At 62.9% G+C, this 17,516-nt stretch carries 14 protein-coding genes; 7 read left to right on the top strand and 7 right to left on the bottom strand.

From position 1 onward, the window contains the following. Positions 1 to 255: 255 nt before the first annotated feature. Positions 256 to 2,292 (bottom strand): PAS domain-containing hybrid sensor histidine kinase/response regulator, encoded by a 2,037-nt coding sequence (locus JJB74_RS11815; RefSeq protein WP_200592073.1) that lies wholly within the window; start codon positions 2,290 to 2,292, stop codon positions 256 to 258. 440 nt (positions 2,293 to 2,732) lie between these two features. Here JJB74_RS11815 and JJB74_RS11810 point away from each other — a divergent pair, with 440 nt between their 5' ends. Continuing rightward, a complete protein-coding gene (locus JJB74_RS11810; protein WP_200592072.1) occupies positions 2,733 to 3,164 on the top strand; it encodes a response regulator in 432 nt (143 codons plus the stop codon). Between the two features lie 36 nt (positions 3,165 to 3,200). Here JJB74_RS11810 and JJB74_RS11805 read toward each other — a convergent pair whose 3' ends face one another. The 3 genes from JJB74_RS11805 to JJB74_RS11795 form a co-directional block, all read right to left on the bottom strand. Beyond that, positions 3,201 to 3,596 carry a hypothetical protein gene (locus JJB74_RS11805; RefSeq protein ID WP_200592071.1) on the bottom strand — a complete coding sequence of 132 codons (396 nt, stop codon included), beginning with the start codon at positions 3,594 to 3,596 and terminating at the stop codon, positions 3,201 to 3,203. A 238-nt stretch (positions 3,597 to 3,834) separates the two neighbouring features. After that, on the bottom strand, positions 3,835 to 5,553 hold the full coding sequence (locus tag JJB74_RS11800) for a methyl-accepting chemotaxis protein (protein WP_200592070.1): 1,719 nt from the start codon (positions 5,551 to 5,553) through the stop codon (positions 3,835 to 3,837). Positions 5,554 to 6,101: 548 nt separating this feature from the next. Beyond that, positions 6,102 to 6,527 carry a hypothetical protein gene (locus tag JJB74_RS11795; RefSeq protein WP_200592069.1) on the bottom strand — a complete coding sequence of 142 codons (426 nt, stop codon included), beginning with the start codon at positions 6,525 to 6,527 and terminating at the stop codon, positions 6,102 to 6,104. A gap of 196 nt (positions 6,528 to 6,723) precedes the next feature. On the opposite strand from JJB74_RS11795, the gene JJB74_RS11790 reads away from it, so the two are divergent. Both JJB74_RS11790 and JJB74_RS11785 read left to right on the top strand, forming a co-directional pair. Beyond that, the gene (locus JJB74_RS11790) at positions 6,724 to 7,422 is read left to right on the top strand and encodes an AzlC family ABC transporter permease (RefSeq protein ID WP_200592068.1); all 699 of its coding nucleotides are present in this window, start codon (positions 6,724 to 6,726) and stop codon (positions 7,420 to 7,422) included. Then, positions 7,415 to 7,735, top strand: a complete 321-nt coding sequence (locus JJB74_RS11785; protein ID WP_200592067.1) for a branched-chain amino acid transporter permease — start codon at positions 7,415 to 7,417, stop codon at positions 7,733 to 7,735. Before JJB74_RS11790 ends, JJB74_RS11785 begins: the two co-directional genes overlap by 8 nt. A 462-nt stretch (positions 7,736 to 8,197) precedes the next feature. Here JJB74_RS11785 and JJB74_RS11780 read toward each other — a convergent pair whose 3' ends face one another. The 3 genes from JJB74_RS11780 to JJB74_RS33920 form a co-directional block, all read right to left on the bottom strand. After that, positions 8,198 to 9,415, bottom strand: coding sequence for an OmpA family protein (locus JJB74_RS11780; RefSeq protein WP_200592066.1), 1,218 nt, complete (start codon positions 9,413 to 9,415; stop codon positions 8,198 to 8,200). Further along, positions 9,409 to 10,437 carry a toll/interleukin-1 receptor domain-containing protein gene (locus JJB74_RS11775; protein WP_200592065.1) on the bottom strand — a complete coding sequence of 343 codons (1,029 nt, stop codon included), beginning with the start codon at positions 10,435 to 10,437 and terminating at the stop codon, positions 9,409 to 9,411. The genes JJB74_RS11780 and JJB74_RS11775 overlap by 7 nt, the downstream gene beginning before the upstream one ends. A gap of 184 nt (positions 10,438 to 10,621) precedes the next feature. After that, on the bottom strand, positions 10,622 to 12,259 hold the full coding sequence (locus JJB74_RS33920) for a RyR domain-containing protein (protein WP_200592064.1): 1,638 nt from the start codon (positions 12,257 to 12,259) through the stop codon (positions 10,622 to 10,624). A gap of 55 nt (positions 12,260 to 12,314) precedes the next feature. Here JJB74_RS33920 and JJB74_RS11765 point away from each other — a divergent pair, with 55 nt between their 5' ends. The 4 genes from JJB74_RS11765 to JJB74_RS11750 all read left to right on the top strand — a co-directional run bounded on the left by JJB74_RS11765 (position 12,315) and on the right by JJB74_RS11750 (position 17,245). After that, positions 12,315 to 13,430 carry a patatin-like phospholipase family protein gene (locus tag JJB74_RS11765; RefSeq protein WP_200592063.1) on the top strand — a complete coding sequence of 372 codons (1,116 nt, stop codon included), beginning with the start codon at positions 12,315 to 12,317 and terminating at the stop codon, positions 13,428 to 13,430. Between the two features lie 399 nt (positions 13,431 to 13,829). Next, complete coding sequence (locus JJB74_RS11760; RefSeq protein WP_200592062.1) at positions 13,830 to 14,762, top strand: hypothetical protein; 933 nt, start codon at positions 13,830 to 13,832, stop codon at positions 14,760 to 14,762. Positions 14,763 to 14,813: 51 nt separating this feature from the next. Continuing rightward, positions 14,814 to 16,742, top strand: a complete 1,929-nt coding sequence (locus tag JJB74_RS11755) for a DUF4231 domain-containing protein (RefSeq protein WP_200592061.1) — start codon at positions 14,814 to 14,816, stop codon at positions 16,740 to 16,742. Then, positions 16,739 to 17,245 carry a PGDYG domain-containing protein gene (locus tag JJB74_RS11750; protein ID WP_200592060.1) on the top strand — a complete coding sequence of 169 codons (507 nt, stop codon included), beginning with the start codon at positions 16,739 to 16,741 and terminating at the stop codon, positions 17,243 to 17,245. The genes JJB74_RS11755 and JJB74_RS11750 overlap by 4 nt, the downstream gene beginning before the upstream one ends. The last annotated feature ends 271 nt before the right edge of the window (positions 17,246 to 17,516 follow it).

The raw sequence follows: 17,516 nt of genomic DNA, 5'->3' as shown, positions 1-17,516 counted from the left end.
CGTCTTTCTCGGCTCGCATTGTCGAATTCGATGCGGACGTCCTTTTCTCGCATTTGCAACGGAACCCGGGGTAGCGAGCTAAGGATTTTCTCAGCGCTACGGTATTCGCGTCGGGCAATGCCCATGCCCGGTCCTGCCGCGGCAGGCGGATTGCGGCCCGTATTCGCTTTTGAATGGGGCCTGTCTTCGCAATACGCCGAGCCGGCAGAGTGAGCGCATGCAGTCAGTACGCAGCGTGGCCCTTGCCATCCATGGTCAATGGGCAAGCGGCAACTTGAGTTCGGGCAGGCCGAGGCGAAGTGCATCGATGTTGATGGGCTTGGTGAAATGCAGATCGAAGCCAGCCTCTTTCGTCGCGGTCCGGTCATTCACCGAGCCCCATCCGGTCAGGGCGACCAGCTTCGCGTTGCGCAGCCTCTCTTCCCGCCGCAGCATTCTTGCGATATCAAGGCCGCTTATGTCAGGCAGTCCGATGTCGAGGAAGACGATGTCCGGATAAAACGTCTTTGCGCTGGCAATCGCTTCCGTGCCGGTGTGAGCCGTTGCGATACGGTGGCCGCAGGTCTCCAGCAAGGAAGCCAGGGTTAATGCTGCGTCCGTGTTGTCGTCGACGATCAGTATGCGTTGCGTCTGCATTGGCCCATGCGTGCTTGCCGAGCTTGCGCTGGCCGGCGCCTTGATGATCGGCACTTCACACAGGGGAAGGCGGATCGTGAAGGTGCTTCCCTTGCCGATACCGTCGCTACTGGCGGTGAGCTTTCCGCCGTGCAGCTCCACCAGCTTGCGCGCCAGGGACAGGCCGATACCGATGCCACCCTTGCGCAAGTCGCGCCCGGCTTCGGCCTGGCTGAAGATATCGAACAGCGATGGCAGCACGATGGGGTCGATGCCTATGCCATTGTCAGCGATGCAGATGATTGCCTCGCCGGCTGCTTCCGTAACCGTGACCGTCACCTTGCCTCCGGCTGGCGTGTACTTCGCCGCATTGTGCAGCACATTGGTCAGCACCTGTTCGATGCGGACCCGGTCAGCTTCTATATAGAGCGGCGTCGCGATAACACTCACTTCGAGCGTATGCCCGGAATCTTCAATGAACGGCGCATTGACTTCCAGCGCGTTATCGATGACCTCTGCCAGGGACATGGGCTCGCGCCGCATTTCCAGCTTGCCGGTATTGATGCGCGAAACATCCAGCAGGTCGTCGATGAGACGCACCAGGTGTCCGAGCTGGCGCTCCATGATGTCGCGGGTGCGCGTGACCAGGCTCAGCGATGTCGGCGATACCTTCATCAGGTCCAGTCCGGTGCGGATTGCCGCAAGCGGGTTGCGCAGTTCATGCGCGAGCGTAGCGATGAACTGATCCTTGCGCTGGCTGTCCTGCTGGAGCATGTCGGAAGCCATCTTCTGCGCCGTGATATCGACAAAGGCCGCGACGGCTCCAGTGACGACGCCTTCACGATCATGCAGTGGCACGGCGTTGGCGAGAATCGACATGACCGCGCCATCGTGAAAGCGAAGCTCCAGCTCCTGCCCTCGTACCGCCATACCGCTTGCCGCCGCAACCTGCAATGGCAAACTGGAAGCTTCACGCAACTCACCATTGGCAAAGATCTGATAATTCTTCTCACCAGGGCATGACAGCGAAAGCTGCTCGCTCGCTTCTCTGCGCAGCATGCGCATGGCCTCGGCGTTGATTGCGACATCGCTGCAGGTCGTTGAGTGCGTAATGAATATGCCCGCTGGCGCGGCGTTCATCACGGTCTCGAGTTCCATCGCCCGTTGCCGTTCACGCTGCTCGCTGGCGCGCAAGGCGTCGTCAAGGCGCTTCTGCTCGGTGCATTCCTCGATGGTGACCTTCAATCCAAGGACACGGCCGTGCGTGGACATGATCGGGTAAACATTCTCGCGCCAGAAGCGTTCCACGCCGGGCTGGGATGAGGTCTCGCCGCCGATGACAATGCCGAGCAATGGCTTGGCGGTGCGAATGACATTCAGAAAGAGTTCTTCCACCTGCGGCGCGAGATCCGGGACTATCTCGCGCAGCGATTTGCCGGCGTGCTCTTCAATGCTCAGACCATTGATGTCGGCAAGCAGTCTGTTGATGCGCACATAACGCAGTTCCCGGTCCAGTATTGCCAGGCCCAGCGGCGCATCGATCCACATGCCTTCCATGGTGTCATGGTCAGCCTGCAGCCGCGCATGATCGCGGGCCAGTAATTGATGACGCTTGCGTTCCCTTCTCCACACTGCGTAGAGAAAAGCGAAGGCGATGAGCAAGATGACGCTCGCCATGCGTGATATTTCCAAGAGTCCGGCCGCCGGCACGAAATCCATCCTTAAAGTGTGTGCTACTCGTCAACGCATGCGCCTGCCACACTGGTGCATCAAGCGATTACGGATGACAGAGAGAGGTTTGCGCCGTTTGGAGATGGGCATTTCAGGCAAAGCCGTACTATGCCACGAGCAAAATGAAAGTTCCTCGAGAAATCCCTTGTATGCCGAAAAACTTTAGGCCACCTTCGCGCCTGTGATTCGCGCCGCATCAAATCCTGACTTGTTCCAAGCCTGTCGATGCCCCATCCGGTGGCGCAAAGCCTGCATTTCACTATGCATACCGACGAGTTCGTTGATATTTCTCTCTCACAAGCATTTCCCTGCGCTTAGAATGCCTGACATGTTGGGCGCCTCCCTATCGGCTGCAACGGCCTCAATGACAACACGGAGCGTTTCCAATGCGAGTTCTGGTAGTGGACGATGACAAGGCTTCGGCCGAACTGACGCTGGAACTGCTGCACACTGCGCCTGAGGTGATTGCCGAATGCCTGTTCCGTGCCGAGCAGTGCCTGTCGAAGTGCCGCGAATTCATGCCTGATGTCCTTCTGCTCGATATGCGCATGCCCATTGTTGATGGCGTCTCGGTCATTCAGACCTTGCGTCGGGATCCCTTGTTCGGCGCGCTTCCCATCATCCTGCTCTCCGCCTACGTGGATTCGGACTACCGCCTCAAGGCATTCGAGGCGGGCGCCAACGACTATATCGAGAAGTGGCCGTCACGCATCGATCTGCTGTCCAGCGTTCGCAGCTATGCCTACGCCTTTCATGCGCAGATGGCCAGCGACATGCACGGTGCCTCCTCTGAGGGCGGTGGCACCTCGCATGATTGATGCTTCGCCGGTCGCCCCGCTACGACCTGACTGCGCTCAGCGCGGAAACTTTTCCGAAAGCTTGTCGAGGACCCGCGTCTCCCATTTCCTGCTGAGCGGATCGAGCATCAGCGTGCTCTTGGCCACGACCTCGACCCGGGTGCGGTTGGCACTATCGGCCTTGTCAACGAACACCGCCAGGTTGTCCGCCACTTCCTGTCCCACCACCTTCTTGCGCGCGACTACGTAACCTGAGCCCTTGTGGAAGCCTTCTTCCTTCAGCCCCAGTTCACGCAAGACGTCCGGCACCGCGTTCCACACCTGATCGAAGGAAGCGTTGTACACCCTTGCCTGGCCCGAACCCTTGTCGGCGAGCGCATCGCCGATGGTGGAGCATGCTGTGGCGGATAGCAGCGTAAGAGCGGCAAGGAAGAGAGCGAAGTATCTGGACATGGAAGCTTTCCGGAAGTCAGTGACAAATTGATAATGGCCAGAAGATAGCAATAGCTCAGGAAGAAGCAATTGCTTTGGGTCAAGCGTCAGCGAGGAAATGCGCTGCGGCTGCCATTACCGTTAAAGAACACGCTTGCCGGCATGGCCATGCGCGCTGTCAAGGCCGGAAGCGGTAAGGATGCTCCGTAAAAAACAAAACCGGCCATTGGCCGGTTTGTCATCCCGCATCGGAATCGCTTCAGAATTCAGCCCATTCTTCACCGCTGTGGTTTGGCGCGGCCGATCGGCTGGCGCTGGCCAGTACGGGAGTACGCGCCGCCTTCGAAGACGAAGAGGCGTTGCGCTGTGCTGCCGGGCGTGTCAGCGCGCCGGCAGCCTTCGATGTCGCCGCCACTGCATGCTGCGGCTGAGCATGGACCCGGAAGATGCTGACCGCTTGCGCCAGGCTGCCCGCCTGCTCCTGCAGCGAAGCAGCTGCCGCAGCCGCCTCTTCCACCAGGGCGGCGTTCTGCTGGGTCACCTGATCCATGTGCGTGACGGCCTGGTTGACCTGCTCGATGCCGGCGCTCTGCTCGGCGCTCGCAGCCGTGATCTCGGCCATCATGTCGGTGACGCGCTGCACGCTGCTCACCACCTCATTCATGGTGCTGCCGGCCAGCGCGGCCTGCTGCGTGCCCGCGTTGACCTTTTCCACCGAGCTGTGGATCAAGTCCTTGATCTCCTTTGCCGCCGCAGCGGAGCGCTGCGCCAGGCTGCGCACCTCGGATGCCACGACCGCAAAGCCGCGTCCCTGCTCGCCGGCGCGCGCCGCCTCCACCGCAGCGTTCAGCGCAAGGATATTGGTCTGGAACGCGATGCCGTCGATGGTGGTGATGATGTCCGCAATCTTCTTCGAAGCCGTATCGATATCCGCCATCGTTTCCACCACCCTGGCCACCGCGTCGCCGCTGTTCCTGGCCACATCCGATGCCGTCTGCGCAAGCTGGTTCGCCTGACGCGCATTCTCGGCGTTCTGCTTGACGGTGGAGGTCAGCTCTTCCATCGAGGAAGCCGTCTCCTCCAGCGAAGAGGCCTGCTGCTCGGTGCGAGAGGACAGGTCCATGTTGCCGCTAGCGATTTCGCTGGATGCGGTCGCAATGGTATCGGTGCTCATGCGCACCTCGGAAACCGTTTTCAACAGGCTGGAATTCATGGTGTGCAGCGCACTCAGCAACGCGCCGACCTCGTCCGAGGATTTCACTTCGATCTGGGTCGTCAGATCACCGGAAGCCACCTTCTGTGCGACATCGACTGCCGCGGCCAGCGGCACGGTGACACTGCGCGACAGCAGCCAGCCCAGGACGGCGCCGATGGCAATGGCCGCGCATGCGAAGGCAATCAGCAGGGTTTTCGCTTCGCCATACACCTGATTCATGTACTCGTCATTTTCTTCGACAAGCTTCTGCTGATAGGCGCGAAGCGCTTCCATCGCCTTCAGATAGTCGTTCATCGCGGGAACCATCTCGGCTCGCGAGCGCGCAGCGATGTCGGCGATGTCTGCCTTGCCGCCATCCTTCATCGCAATCAGTCTGTTGCGAATCTCGAGATACTTGCTGCGACGCTCACTGACATCAGCCAGCAGTTTCTTGCCTTCGGCGCTTTTGATGAGCTCCTCGAGCTGTTTCTGAATCGCGTTGTTCCGGTCGCGGCTCTGGTCGATCTCCTTGCGGAAATAGCGCTCATCCTCGATGTCATTGGTCTTGATGGCCGCATAGCCACGCACGGCATTGGCGCTGGTGGCGCCCATCCACTCCCGGACGAGCTGATTCTTGAATTCAAATTCCTTCACCCGCTGCTTCGCATCCATGACACGGGACAGCTCCCAGATGCCGGTAAAGAGCATCGCAACCATGAGCATCAATACCGCACCGAATGCGAGCCCGAGCCGCATGCCTATCTTTAAATTCGCAATCTTCATTCTTCTTCAGCTTTGATTTAGGAGTGCATCCTGCAAGCTGAAAGCGGTTGGCACGCTAAACGCCAGGGTGAACCAAGCTGCTTTCATCGCGAGCAGTGTTGCAGAGGCTTGAAATCGTTCGCGTGGAGCGCTTCCGGAAGACCTTCCATGCCCGGCTCTTTCCATCATCGAAGATGAACTTGAGCGATACAGAGGATGCAGTGCTACCGAAAGGTGAACGGACACCGCATTCTGGTTGTTTCTATAAGGAAAGTAAATGCAAATATGAAAGGGCGTTCACAAGTGTTGCATCGGTTTCACAGTCCGTGGACGCAATCATCTTTCGTCATGCGCTTGGGTAGCGCCTTGGAAAAGGCATGGTGTTGAAGTGCCCAGGCGCTATGAGGCGCGACGTCGAGCAATGCGCTGATAAACGTTTCGCTCGCTTGTTCGCGTTAAGTGTTGGCAAGTATTAAGGCTTAAGGCCTAAGCAAAGTGCGAAGGACTTCGGTAAATCGCTGGAGGCACGCGGCTCGACTCGCATGCGAGGCAGCGGGACCGCCCAGTCTTCAGCCGAGCATGGGCCATGCAATGACAAACAGAATCAGTACGAGATGCGGGAACGCAACTGTCGGCCGCACCATGCTGCGGCCGTACTCGACCAGCAGGCCGAGAAACCCCGGGCGGCTGGCTTGCCATTCGCTGTGCAGCTGGTAAGCGATGGGGGTTTGCGGCGCAGCTTGCTTCAGCAAACTTTCGATGCGCAGGATGCGCTCTCCGATGCGCGACTGCGAGGTTCTGAAAATGCCTTCCTGTATCCACATGACGAGCATGAGCAGGCCAGTCGTCACCGCATCCAGTTCGATGGCGATGCAGGCGACCAGCAGCGCGATGGCGAAAAGCTTGATCAGCAGGCTGCTCCTTTCATAGGCCTCATGGTTGTTCTGCAGGGTGGTCCATTCCTGGCCGAGAGCTGAGATGTCGTTTTGCGGCATAGGGTCGTCCGGTTTGATGAAGTGCAGCACTGTAATTCATTCAACAAGCCTGCGTTCGGATTTCGCGGCGCATGCAGCTGCGCGGACACGGATACCAGGATGACGTAGCGCCGGTGCCCTGACAGCTCAACGTATAATCGCGCCTTTCGCTTTCCCGGCAATCCGCTTCGATCCGCGTCGCAGTTTCAGCATCGCCTTGAATACCAAAGACACGCCAGCCTCTCACCCAACCATACTCACGCTGACCACGCCAGTGGCCATCGGCTATATCCCGCTTGGCGCGGTCTTTGGCTTCCTCTTCGTGCAGGCAGGCGCCTATTGGTGGCAAGCCATGCTCGCGAGCATTCTGGTGTATGCCGGCGCATCGCAGTACATGATGATTCCGATGCTGGTCGCAGGCATGCCGATGGGCCCGATCGCCGTGGCCACCCTCGTCGTCAATCTGCGCCATGTGTTCTACGGACTTTCCCTGCTCGATCGCTTTCCCGCAAAGGGATGGCTGCGCTGGTACATGGCATTTGGCCTGACGGATGAAACCTATTCCACGCTCACCGCCTTGCCGAGCGACTGCGGCACCCGACGAATGGCCGCGCTGATTTTCCTCAACCAGTGCTGGTGGGTGCTCGGAACCGGGATCGGCGCCGTAGTCGGGACGCAGGCAAGAATCCCGCTGCAGGGGCTCGATTTCATCCTTACCAGCCTTTTTGCCGTGCTGACGGTTGAGCAATGGCGCAGCCGCAGCGCATCCGTTCCGCTATGGACCGCGCTTGCGGCTTACGCGATCGCCCATATGGCCTTCCCTCGACATGCCCTGGTCGTCGCCATCGGCCTCTGTCTGCTTGCGGCGCTGTTGCTGCCATGGAAGCCGAGCGCAAGGGAACAGAGTCATGGATAAGGCTTATGTGCTAGGCGTGCTGGTGGCAATGGGGGGCGTCACCTTTCTCCTCAGGGCCTTGCCGTTTTTCGCCGCGCAATGGCTGCGGCGCCATGCGCTCGTGGAACGGCTCGGAAAATTCCTGCCATTGGCCATCATGACGCTGCTCCTGTTGCATACGGGCGCAACGTCGGCAGCAGAGCATGGGCACGGGCCGTGGTTCGAGCTCATTGCCGTGGCTTGCGTAATCGTGCTGCAGCTGAAGTGCAGGAATGCGCTTCTGAGCATGCTGGTCGGCACACTGGTGTACGTGGCCTTGCGCAACGGCTTCTGAGAGGATCTCACGGCCCCGGTGTCGATGGAACATTGCGCTGCAATGCCATGCAGGCTGGTGATCGTGGGCCGGCACAGGTGACGACGGCGCCCTCATGCTGCCGTAGGGCTTGAAGACGGGCATGCGCCAGGGGCGTCGACCACCAGGTGATAGGGAACCACGCGATAAGAACGCAACTGGGCAGCCATGCCGCCGGTGCGGCCGCATGGCTCATGCATGGCCGGCCATTAGCAGCACTGCACAGCGGAGCAAGGGCGTGCTCGGATGCTGGCCCCAAGGCAGATTCCTTTCCAGCGCCCGGCTTGCGGCGCATTACGTCGCGCCAGGACCAACCTGCTGGTATTTCTGCGCCCGAGCGTTCGGCGAGCCTGCCCGAGCCGGGTGCGCCGCGGCCGCCTCAGCCGCGGGCGGGCAAGCTTGCGGTCCCGATCGAATGCGCGCCGGCGCTGCGGCGCTTTACACTCACGCCGCGCCGCAGGAGATGACGCGAAACTCGACGCGGCGGTCCAGCGCGTCGCGCGAGTCGTCGGTGCCGGTGCCGATGATGTTTTCGCGGAAGCCCAGGCCCTCCTCGCGCAGTTTGCCGGCCAGGCCCGGGTCTTCCTGCTCGAGACGCTTCTTGACGACATCAGCGCGCTGCAACGAGAGGCGCTCGTTGGTCTGTTCGCTGCCGGTACGGCTGGTGTGTCCGATCACGTTCACGCATTGTCCTGCCTGCGCCGCCTGGCGCGCGATCTGGCGTATCCACATCGGGTAAGGCGCGGTGATCTTCGGATCTGCCAGGAAATCGGTCGATCCCGGCTTGAACAGGAAGCGCACGCTCAGATTGTTCGTAGCCAGTCCGAGCTGCGCAATCACGCTGAATGCCTTCTCGGCCTCTGCCGTGCGGCGCAGCTGCCAGTTGGCGAGGTACAGGCCGTTATAGACGCGCAGCTGCTGCCCGTCCGGTCGCTTCGCCGCTGCTTCGTACAGATTCAGCGCATCGGTGAGCCTGTCGGCGTTGTAGGCGGCATTGGCTTCGGCCAGCAGCGCCGAGGTCGGCAGGCGTTCCAGGTAGACCGGGTCCGCCGGCTGGCCGGCGCTGGTCTGCGAGGTGCGGATATAGCCTTCCACGACCCGGTCTTTCGACAGCGCCGGGCTGTCGCGATAGAACGGCGTCGGGCTCGTGTCCAGCGCGGAGCCCGCAATGCGCGCGCCAGCCTGTGCCAGCACCACGCCGGTCTTGACTTCGGTCAGCGCCAGATTCAAACGGTAGCTTGCGCCGTTGCCCATGCGAGTGATGGTGCCGTTCAGCACATACTGTGCCTTGGCCATGTCCTCGGCATTGAATGGCAGCACCGAGAACTGCGGGAAGCGCGCCTGCACCCGCTGCACGAGCCGCTGCTCGGCCTTCTTCGTGACCTCGGTCTGCTGGCCGCTGGCGCCGTCCAGCATCGGGTCGACAACGATGATGCCGGCGTTGCTCAGCTTGTTCAGCTTTGCTTCGACCTTGTTCAGAAACACCGGCAGCTTCTGCGTCTGCGCGATCAGGTCGTCGGTGGCCGCATCGAGCGCCTGGTCGAACGACGCGGTGGTTTCCTGCCTGGCCGTCTGATGCACGGCGCAGGACGTAAGCAGGGTCAGCGGCACGGCGAGCGCACTGGCCAGAATCAGGCGATACATACGCGGAGTCTTCAGCATTGCGTCCTCAGAGTGGCATTGTCTTCTTTGCTGAGCGGCTCTCCCAACGAGGCCCGCTCGAGTATCTGCACGCAGCTGGCGCTGCGGGTACTTGCGGCATGATGCGTCGCTGCTGGCGCTTCGGCATGCGCGGCAGAGGCGACTTTCACGCCGACGCTCTTCTTCGGCGGCTTCGGCGCTTCCGCATGGGACGGCGTGGGCGACGCCGCGGCCTGCTTTACCGCAGGCGCAGCGGCTGCGGGCTTGGATTGCGCCTGTTCCGCCCGGGGAATCGAAGCCGGAGCGGTGGCGGGCACCGGCGCGACGCTGTCCTGCGCTACGGCGGCAGGGGATGGCCCGGATTCGACAGTAGCGGTCTGTGCGGGACGACGATCCTGGCTGGCCGGGATCGGCTCGGCCTGCGCCGGCCGTTGCGCTTGCGCCGCTGGCACCACTACGGCCGGCGCAGCCGGGGTCGCCGAGCGCCCAGCCATCTGCCACGCGGCCGCGCCGGCGATCACGGCGATGCCTGCACAGCCCGCCAGCACGAGCTTGCGCGCGAGGACAGGCCGCGGCGGTGGTTGTTCGCCTCCTGTTCCCTCGGACCTGATTTCGGGTTTGGCAGCGACGGGCACTGCCATCGAAACCGCCCTGCTTTGCCGGATTGCGTCGGCCAGGCGGTCGAGCGTCTCGGCGCGTGGACTGGGCCAGACATCGATCCACTGGTTCGCTGCGACAAAAAGTTCAAGGTCGTCCGACGGTTGCACATCCTCGAGCCGCACCGGCAATACCGGCTTGTGCTTGCTGACGGCGCGTTCGATCTCCCTGCATACGAACTGCGAGACGTTCGAGTGGCGCGACAGCAGCAGCAGCGTGACGCTCGCCTCCTCGATGCCCTTGATGATTTCCTTGCCGTAGGACCGTCCCGCAACCAGGTCGTCCGGCGCAATCCAGCAACTGATCCCACGTTCTTCCAGCATGCGGCAGATGGCCTTGGCGACGACATAGTCTTCCGACGCGTGGCTGACGAACGCCTGTTTCATGGATGGGAATGGCTGGAATGAATGAGCGGAGAGCATACCGTACAACGTAAAACTTTATCAACTTTTCCGTTTGCAAAATGGCATGCATAGCGCAAGAATTGCCGATTTTCCTGGCAAGGTCCGGTCCCGCGTGTCGGCGAACGAAGTACCGATGCACAACGCGTGCGCGGCTGGCACGCCGCGCTTACCCGGCGCGCTGCCTGCCGGCTTCGCGCAGCAGCGACGGCAGCAGGCGCCACATCTGGCGGTCCTTTTCCTTTTCCGCTTCCGGCAGCTGCGCATACGGCAGCAGGCAGGGATGCAGTTTGCGGCGGTCGTCGCGGACTTCGCCATACCGCCAGCCGCCGAGCAGTTTCTCGCTCATCCAGCGCGCATGCTCGGCCTGCGACAGGGCTTCGATTCGCGCGGCGATCGCGGCCTCGACCGGCGCGGCATCAGCGAGCGCCGCTTCCATCGGTATGCCCAGCGCAAGCAGCTTGAATGGCACCGCTTCGGCCTGCAGCCGCGAAGACCGCCTGTACCTGGCGGGCAGGTCGGCCCATGGCAGCGCGGCCGGCCCCGAGGCATCGCTGCCACGATAGTGCTCATGGATCCGCTCGGCCAGCGTTTCCAATGCGGGATCGAGCAGGCTGCCCGAGATTTCCTCGTCCAGGTCCGCCGTGACCGCGATCCAGTCCTTGTCCGGCAGCGCGGCCAGCGCAGCGCGGGAACGCCAGCGCCGCGGCAACACCGCGATGCACGCGCCGCCGCCGATGTCGTGCGCCTCGCGCCGATGGCGGATCAGGTCGAGCAGCAGCCCGGGCGAAGCGGCGCAGAAGACATGCAGCACATTGTCGCGCGGCGCTGCAGCCGGTTCGGGAGTTTCCGGCGGCGCGGGCTCCCAATCGATCTGCGGCGCCGCGTCGCGCAGCAGCGCCAATTGCCCGGCAAAGGCTTCGTCGGCCGTCCCGACGAGCGCCAGTTGCACTCGTCGCACGGGAGCCGCCTGCAGCAGCAGGGACAGGCGCCTGGCGATACGCAGGCATGCGTGCCCATCGCCATGCAAGGCGATGCATATCGGAGCCGCTGACGACGCCAGCGCGCCCAGCGTCCCCGCAATCGCCTGGCAAACCTTCATGTCCGCCACTTCCGAAGGCGTGATGAACAACGGCCTGAGCTCGGGCTCCCATACCGTCTCGATCGACTCGAGGCGGGCGCACATTTGCTGCGAAGAGAGCACCAGGGTAAGTGGCAGATCGCGCCGGCCGGCGCTGCGGCAGGCCTGATGCAGTTCCCGCGCCAGCGCCAGTGCTTCGTCTTCATCCGCCACATACCCAAGGACCGCATCGGCATGACAGGCGCGAGACCGGACAACGAGATCGGACAGCGCGGCCAGCGTGAGGCGATAGTGACGTCCCATGCGCAGCAGAGACGCGCCCTGCCCCGTGCAAGCCAGCACCACTGGCCGCGCCGCGCGCTGCGCCAGCGCTTCGACATCGGCATGGAAGATCACCAGGTGGCCGCGCAACGCGGCGAGCCGCCATGCTGCGCCGTAACGCCGCAGCATGGCGATGCTTGCGCTGTAGATGGCTCCCAAGGTCGTCGCCGGCGCCAGCCAGCGCGCCGCCTCGAGCTGCCATGGCAGCGGACCGGAATCGTAAAGATTGAAAGCGAACAGCTGCAGCGAACGATAGGCGGCATCCGCCAGGCCCGCGTATTTGCCGGACGCGATCAGGAACAGGCAACTGCCCCATGTGCCGAGGCCGATGGCGAGAGCCGCGGCAGCCAACAGCAGCACCATGCGCCAGCGGCCCGGTCGGCCCTCTTGCTCGGATACTTCCACGCCCGCACTCTCCCTTATAGTATTCTTCGGATCGCTACAACATCTGGAACAGATTATGCTCAGCACGCCGTTCAGGAAACGTCATGACGACAAGAAGCGGCTGCTTGCCATCGACGGCGGCGGCTTGAGAGGCATCCTCGCGGTGGAAGTACTGGCCCGGATGGAAAGCGATCTGCGCAGGACCCTTGGCGACGCTGATCTGGTGTTGTCAGACTATTTCGATTATATCGCGGGCACCAGCACCGGCGGCATCATCGCCACCTGCCTGAGCCTGGGCATGGCGGTGGACGACATACGGCGCTTCTACTTCGAGAGTGCGCGCTACATTTTCCAGATCAATCGCAACCCGCTCAGCCGCGTCATCTTCAGCAAGTATCAGCCGGACGGCTTCGAGCGCCTGCTCAGGGAAGTGCTCGGCTCCGACACCACGCTGGGTTCCGGGAGGCTCAAGTCGCTGCTGATGCTGGTCATGCTGAACGCGTCCACCTGCTCGCCATGGCCGGTATCGAGCAATCCGCAGGCGCTATTCAACCAGGCCGGCGAAGAATGCAATCTCGATATCCCGCTGTGGCAACTGGTGCGCGCAAGCGCCGCGGCGCCCCTTTTGTTTCCGGCCGAGGCGATCCGCATAGGCGGGCGGACTTATCTTTTTCGCGACGGCGCGCTGACTTCGCTGAACAACCCCGCGATGAAACTGTTCCAGATGGCGAGCTTGCCGGCGTATCGGCTCGGCTGGCCGAATGGCGCCGACCGCATGCTGCTGGTCTCGGTGGGTACCGGCAGCTGCCCCGTCGAGATCGCCCAGCCGAGCTGGAAGACCAATCAGCTTGCGGCGACCATCGGGCAGGCGGTCAGGTCCCTGATGGCGGCGGGCTCGGCGGAACAGGACCTGGCCTGCCGCATCCTCGGCCGCTGCGTGGCCGGCGAACCGATCGACGCCGAAGTCGGAGGCCTGCACGGTTCGGCCGGCTGGGGCTTGCCGCCGCTGTTCACTTATGCCCGCTACAACGCGGAGCTGACGCTGCGCGGACTCGATGCGATCGGTTGCGCCTCCTTCGCCGGCAATCGCTTTCAGCTCGACGACATCGCGTCGCTGCCGGTGTTCCAGGCGATAGGCAAGGCCGTTGCCGAGACGCGTTTCGACATCGCGCACTTCGATGGCTTTCTCTGAGCAGCGGGTTCCGCGCCGATGACACCGCTTGCACAGATGGTTGCCGGCTGGGCAAATCGTTCTAAAATCGCTAACATTCTGCGGCACAGACGCCGATGAAACATGCGGACTTCCCGTTCATGCCTCGATGGCCACTGCTTCCGATGAGGAAGCATCGCAGATAACCATAACCAGAACTTGCCATGGCCGTTTCCATTTCCCAGCCCTCGGTTGATCGCACCATATCGGAATGGATGGACGATCGCCTGAAGGCCAGGGTCGTGCGGGCAGGGATGAACTCGCGCGCTATCCGGCCCGCATCGAAGACGCGGTGCCGGAAGGCGCATTCGCCATCGCTGCATGATGACGACTGATCCGGCTCGAATGCGGCACCAGGCCCCGCACGGTCCGATGGACATAATGGATCTGCCATTGCGCCTCGCCTACCATGCCTATCTGCGTCTGCTGACCTGGCCGGCGCGGCGGCGCCGGGCCGCGCGCGCAAGGCGGTCAGCGCTGGAACGACGAAGTCATCCACCGACTGCATGCAATGCGCCGAACCAGGCGCAAGGGCTCAATACGGCCGATGCCGCCGATGCGGCCGATGCCCTGGCCACACGGCTGGGCGAAGCCTACCGCGGCGCGGGCGTGCTGATCGGCTTCGCATCCGCGACGGGAGTGCTGCTTTCCATCTTGCCGTCCGCCATCGGTTTTCATGGCCGCGATGCAATGGCAGTCATGCTGTTCAGGGCTTGCGCGATGCTGTCCGGACCATTGCTGGCCTGGCAGGTGAAAAGGCGAGGCATGCACCGGCACTGGCTCGCGGCGCGACAGGCGGCGGAAGCCGCGCGCTGCGCCGAGCTCAGGCGCCGCATCGACAATGCGCGGCGCGAGGCGCACGCCGCGCTGCGTCCGCTGGCGGCCGAATTGTCGCGGCTGCTTGAAGGGCCGGCAGGGCAGATCGAATACAACCACCGCAAGAGCGAGGACTACGCAGCCATCGGCGCGCTGACGAACCGGATCAGCTTCGGCATTTTCGCCGTTACGGTTGCGCTGGCATGGTTCCAGCCCTTTTACAACCCGGCGGCGATGCTGCTCGTCACCGCCTTCCTGCCGGCGCTGGCAGGCACCCTGCACTTCGTGAATGCCTTTCTCGAGATCGGCCGACTGCAGCAGGCGCACCTTGAGACCGCAGTACGCCTGCGCCGCATCCTCGGGACAGTGCGGGCGAACGTCGATGAAGACGATCCGGGCATCCTGATCGACGCCGCCGTCGAGACCTGCGCTGTGCTCGACGACAGCAACGCGACCTGGCGCCAGGTCGCTTACGCGCAACTCGCCAAACCGGTCTGATGCGCTCGCGCGACAGGAACACCCATCACGCAACGAGGAAAGACCCAGGCAATGACCAGACACGATCGATACGCATCATCCCGCTTTCCGGCGCTCACGCCCGGCATCAACGTATTCGTCGCCGCGGAATCCTTCGACGCGGCCAGCGCGCCGGACGTGCTCACGCGTGTCGCGCTGGCCGACATGCTCGGCCAGATCCGGTCCGCATGCGGAGAGGGTGGCACCGACGCCGATCTCTTCGGGGCAAGCCTGTATGCGCGCGCCCCCAGCCGCTTCCGCCTGCTGCACGGCATGGCTGCGCACTGCGATGCGCACATTGCCCAGGTGGCGCAGGCCGCCGGCTACGAACCGCACCGCATCGGCCCCGACCAGGTGGATGAGATGAACGCGCAGCAAGGCATGCACGACAACTATGTGCTGGCGCATGCCGATCTGGTGATCCTCATCTGGGACGGCGGCGACGCGAGTGCAGATGCGCGCCGCATTCTTGCGCTGCTGCACCAGGCAGCCAGGCAGCTCATGCCGGTTCTCTGGATAGATGCCGACGGCACGGTGCGCGAGCTGCTGCCCGCAAGGATCAACAAGAGCGTGCTGCATCAACTCGACAACGGCATCGTCAGCACCAGTCTGCTGCGCGGCGAAGACGGGATATTCTCGGCCACCGTTTCGCCGGTGAGCGTTTCGCTGCGCTGGTGGATCAATCCGCTCGCAGCGGCAGCGGCGCAATACCGGTCTGTGCGCGGCAGCGATGCCGGGCCGCTGCACGCGTTGCGCGCCTATGCGGAGGAACGCGATACGGATAACGTCGTAATTCGTCACGCAAGCGCCCTGGATCGCTTCATGGCGGCGGCCTTCGTCAGCATCGGGCGCACCGTAGCAAGCGTGCTTCGCGTTTTCGCCGGGATAGCGCGAAGCACGGAGAAAGATGAGCGTCATCGCGACGGCATGCTGCCCGCTGAGGCGGCCGCGCAGCGCCCATCCGGACCCGCCTTCGCCTTGCCGCCAGCATTGCTGGCGCGACGCAACTGGAACGAGAGACGCGCTGGCATCGCAGCGGGCAACCACCGCAGCTGCGTCTGGATGATCTATCTGCTGTCCGCATTTGCTGTCGCCGCGGCGGTGATGGGCATGCTGGCTTCTGCGAAAGGGGCGCAAGAGCATGGGCTTGCTGGCGTCTGGCCCATGTTGGAGACAGGCTTTCTGGCTGCCATCATCTTCCTGCTTTCCTGGCACCGGCGCAGCCGCTGGCACAAGCGTTGGCTGGGCCACCGTTTCCTTGCCGAGCAACTGCGCTATCTGGCGGTCACGCGGCCGTTCCTGGCGCTGCCGGACTGCTACGCGCAGCCGCTGCTCAGGGTAGATCTCACGTCCGGCGCGCTCACGCTGCATAGCGCTGAAGCGTGGCTGTTGCGCAGGCTGCTCGCCACAGAGGGCATTGAACCCGATGCGGTTGATGGCCGCGCGCGCAATGCGGCCGCCGACAGTCTGACAACGCGACTCTGTCGCGAAATACAGGGCCAGATCGATTACCACGACGGCAATAGCGAAAGGCTGGAACAGCGTGAGAAGGGCTTGCGCTTTGTGATGCTGCTGATTTTCTGGCTCGCGGTGACGGTGGCTGGCGCGCATTTCTTCGATGCAGTCCATCACCAGCACTGGTTCGAATACACCGTGTTGCTGACGACCGCGGGGCCGGCGCTGGCGGCGGGCCTGCATGGCATATCTACCAAGCTCGAGTACGGCCGAATCGCCAGTGCCTCCAAGCAGACGGCGCAGCAGCTCACGGAATTGCGCCGCGAAATCGAGGAGGAAGAAGAGCGCGGACGGGCCTGTGCGGCCGCATTTGCCGGTGCCGTAGTCAGCAAGGAGAGCAGCATCGTTCTGAGGCTGAATGCGATCGAAGCGGCGCGCATCATGTCATCGGAAAACGAGCAATGGCGCGCGCTGGTGAATGAGCAGCGCGCCGAAGTGCCCGCTTGACACCGCTCTTTCTGCCACGCTCGACAGATATTTCGGCCAACGCCAGGTCGCTGCGCGTGGAAAGCCTGCCGCTCGCCGTCGAGGTCAGCTGGGCGCATCGCGCCGGCATCTGCCGCACGCTCGAAGGCGCCATGCCCTACTGTGCCGGCGACGCGATCGTCACCGGCGTGGCGGGCGAGTCCTGGCCGGTGCGCGCGGATGTTTTTGCGCGTACCTATCAGGCTTGCGCGCCGACCGCCGCAGGCGAGGATGGCAGGTATCACAAGCGTGTGCTTGCCTGCGTGGCGCTGCGGCTCGAATCAGCGGTCCAGTTGGAGATGAACGCAATGGGCACTGTTCTGAACGGGAATCCGGGCGACTGGTTGCTGCAGTACGAACCATGCAGGCACGGCATCGTCAGGCCTGACATCTTCGAACGGACCTATCGCGTCCTGGGTGCGGTATGGACACGCTGCGCCGCGCCGAGGAGCAACTCAGGCTGGCCGGTCGCGCCCATGCCGTGACCCTTCCTGGTCTGCGCCAGAATCACGGTAGGCGCGGTGCCATTCGATGCGCACGGGACGTTGGCGCACCGGCAGGCAGAAAGCATGAAGGCAGGCGGCGTGATGTTCGCGCCCCGGGACTGGTCTGCTGCCATTAAGGCAGGTCAAGGAACCCGCTCATCACAAGAAACGTGGCACGAATCCGCCGATACGCCATGAACAATACGCACAAGGAGCAAGGCGACGTGCTGAATCTGCGCATGCCTGTCCATGTCCCATGGATAGGAGATAG

Origin of the sequence: Noviherbaspirillum pedocola (assembly GCF_016632335.1) — a bacterium.
In the GTDB taxonomy this organism is placed as follows: domain Bacteria; phylum Pseudomonadota; class Gammaproteobacteria; order Burkholderiales; family Burkholderiaceae_D; genus Noviherbaspirillum_A; species Noviherbaspirillum_A pedocola.
The sequence above is the reverse complement of the archived record's forward strand: the minus strand, read 5'-3'. Positions and strand labels throughout refer to the sequence as shown.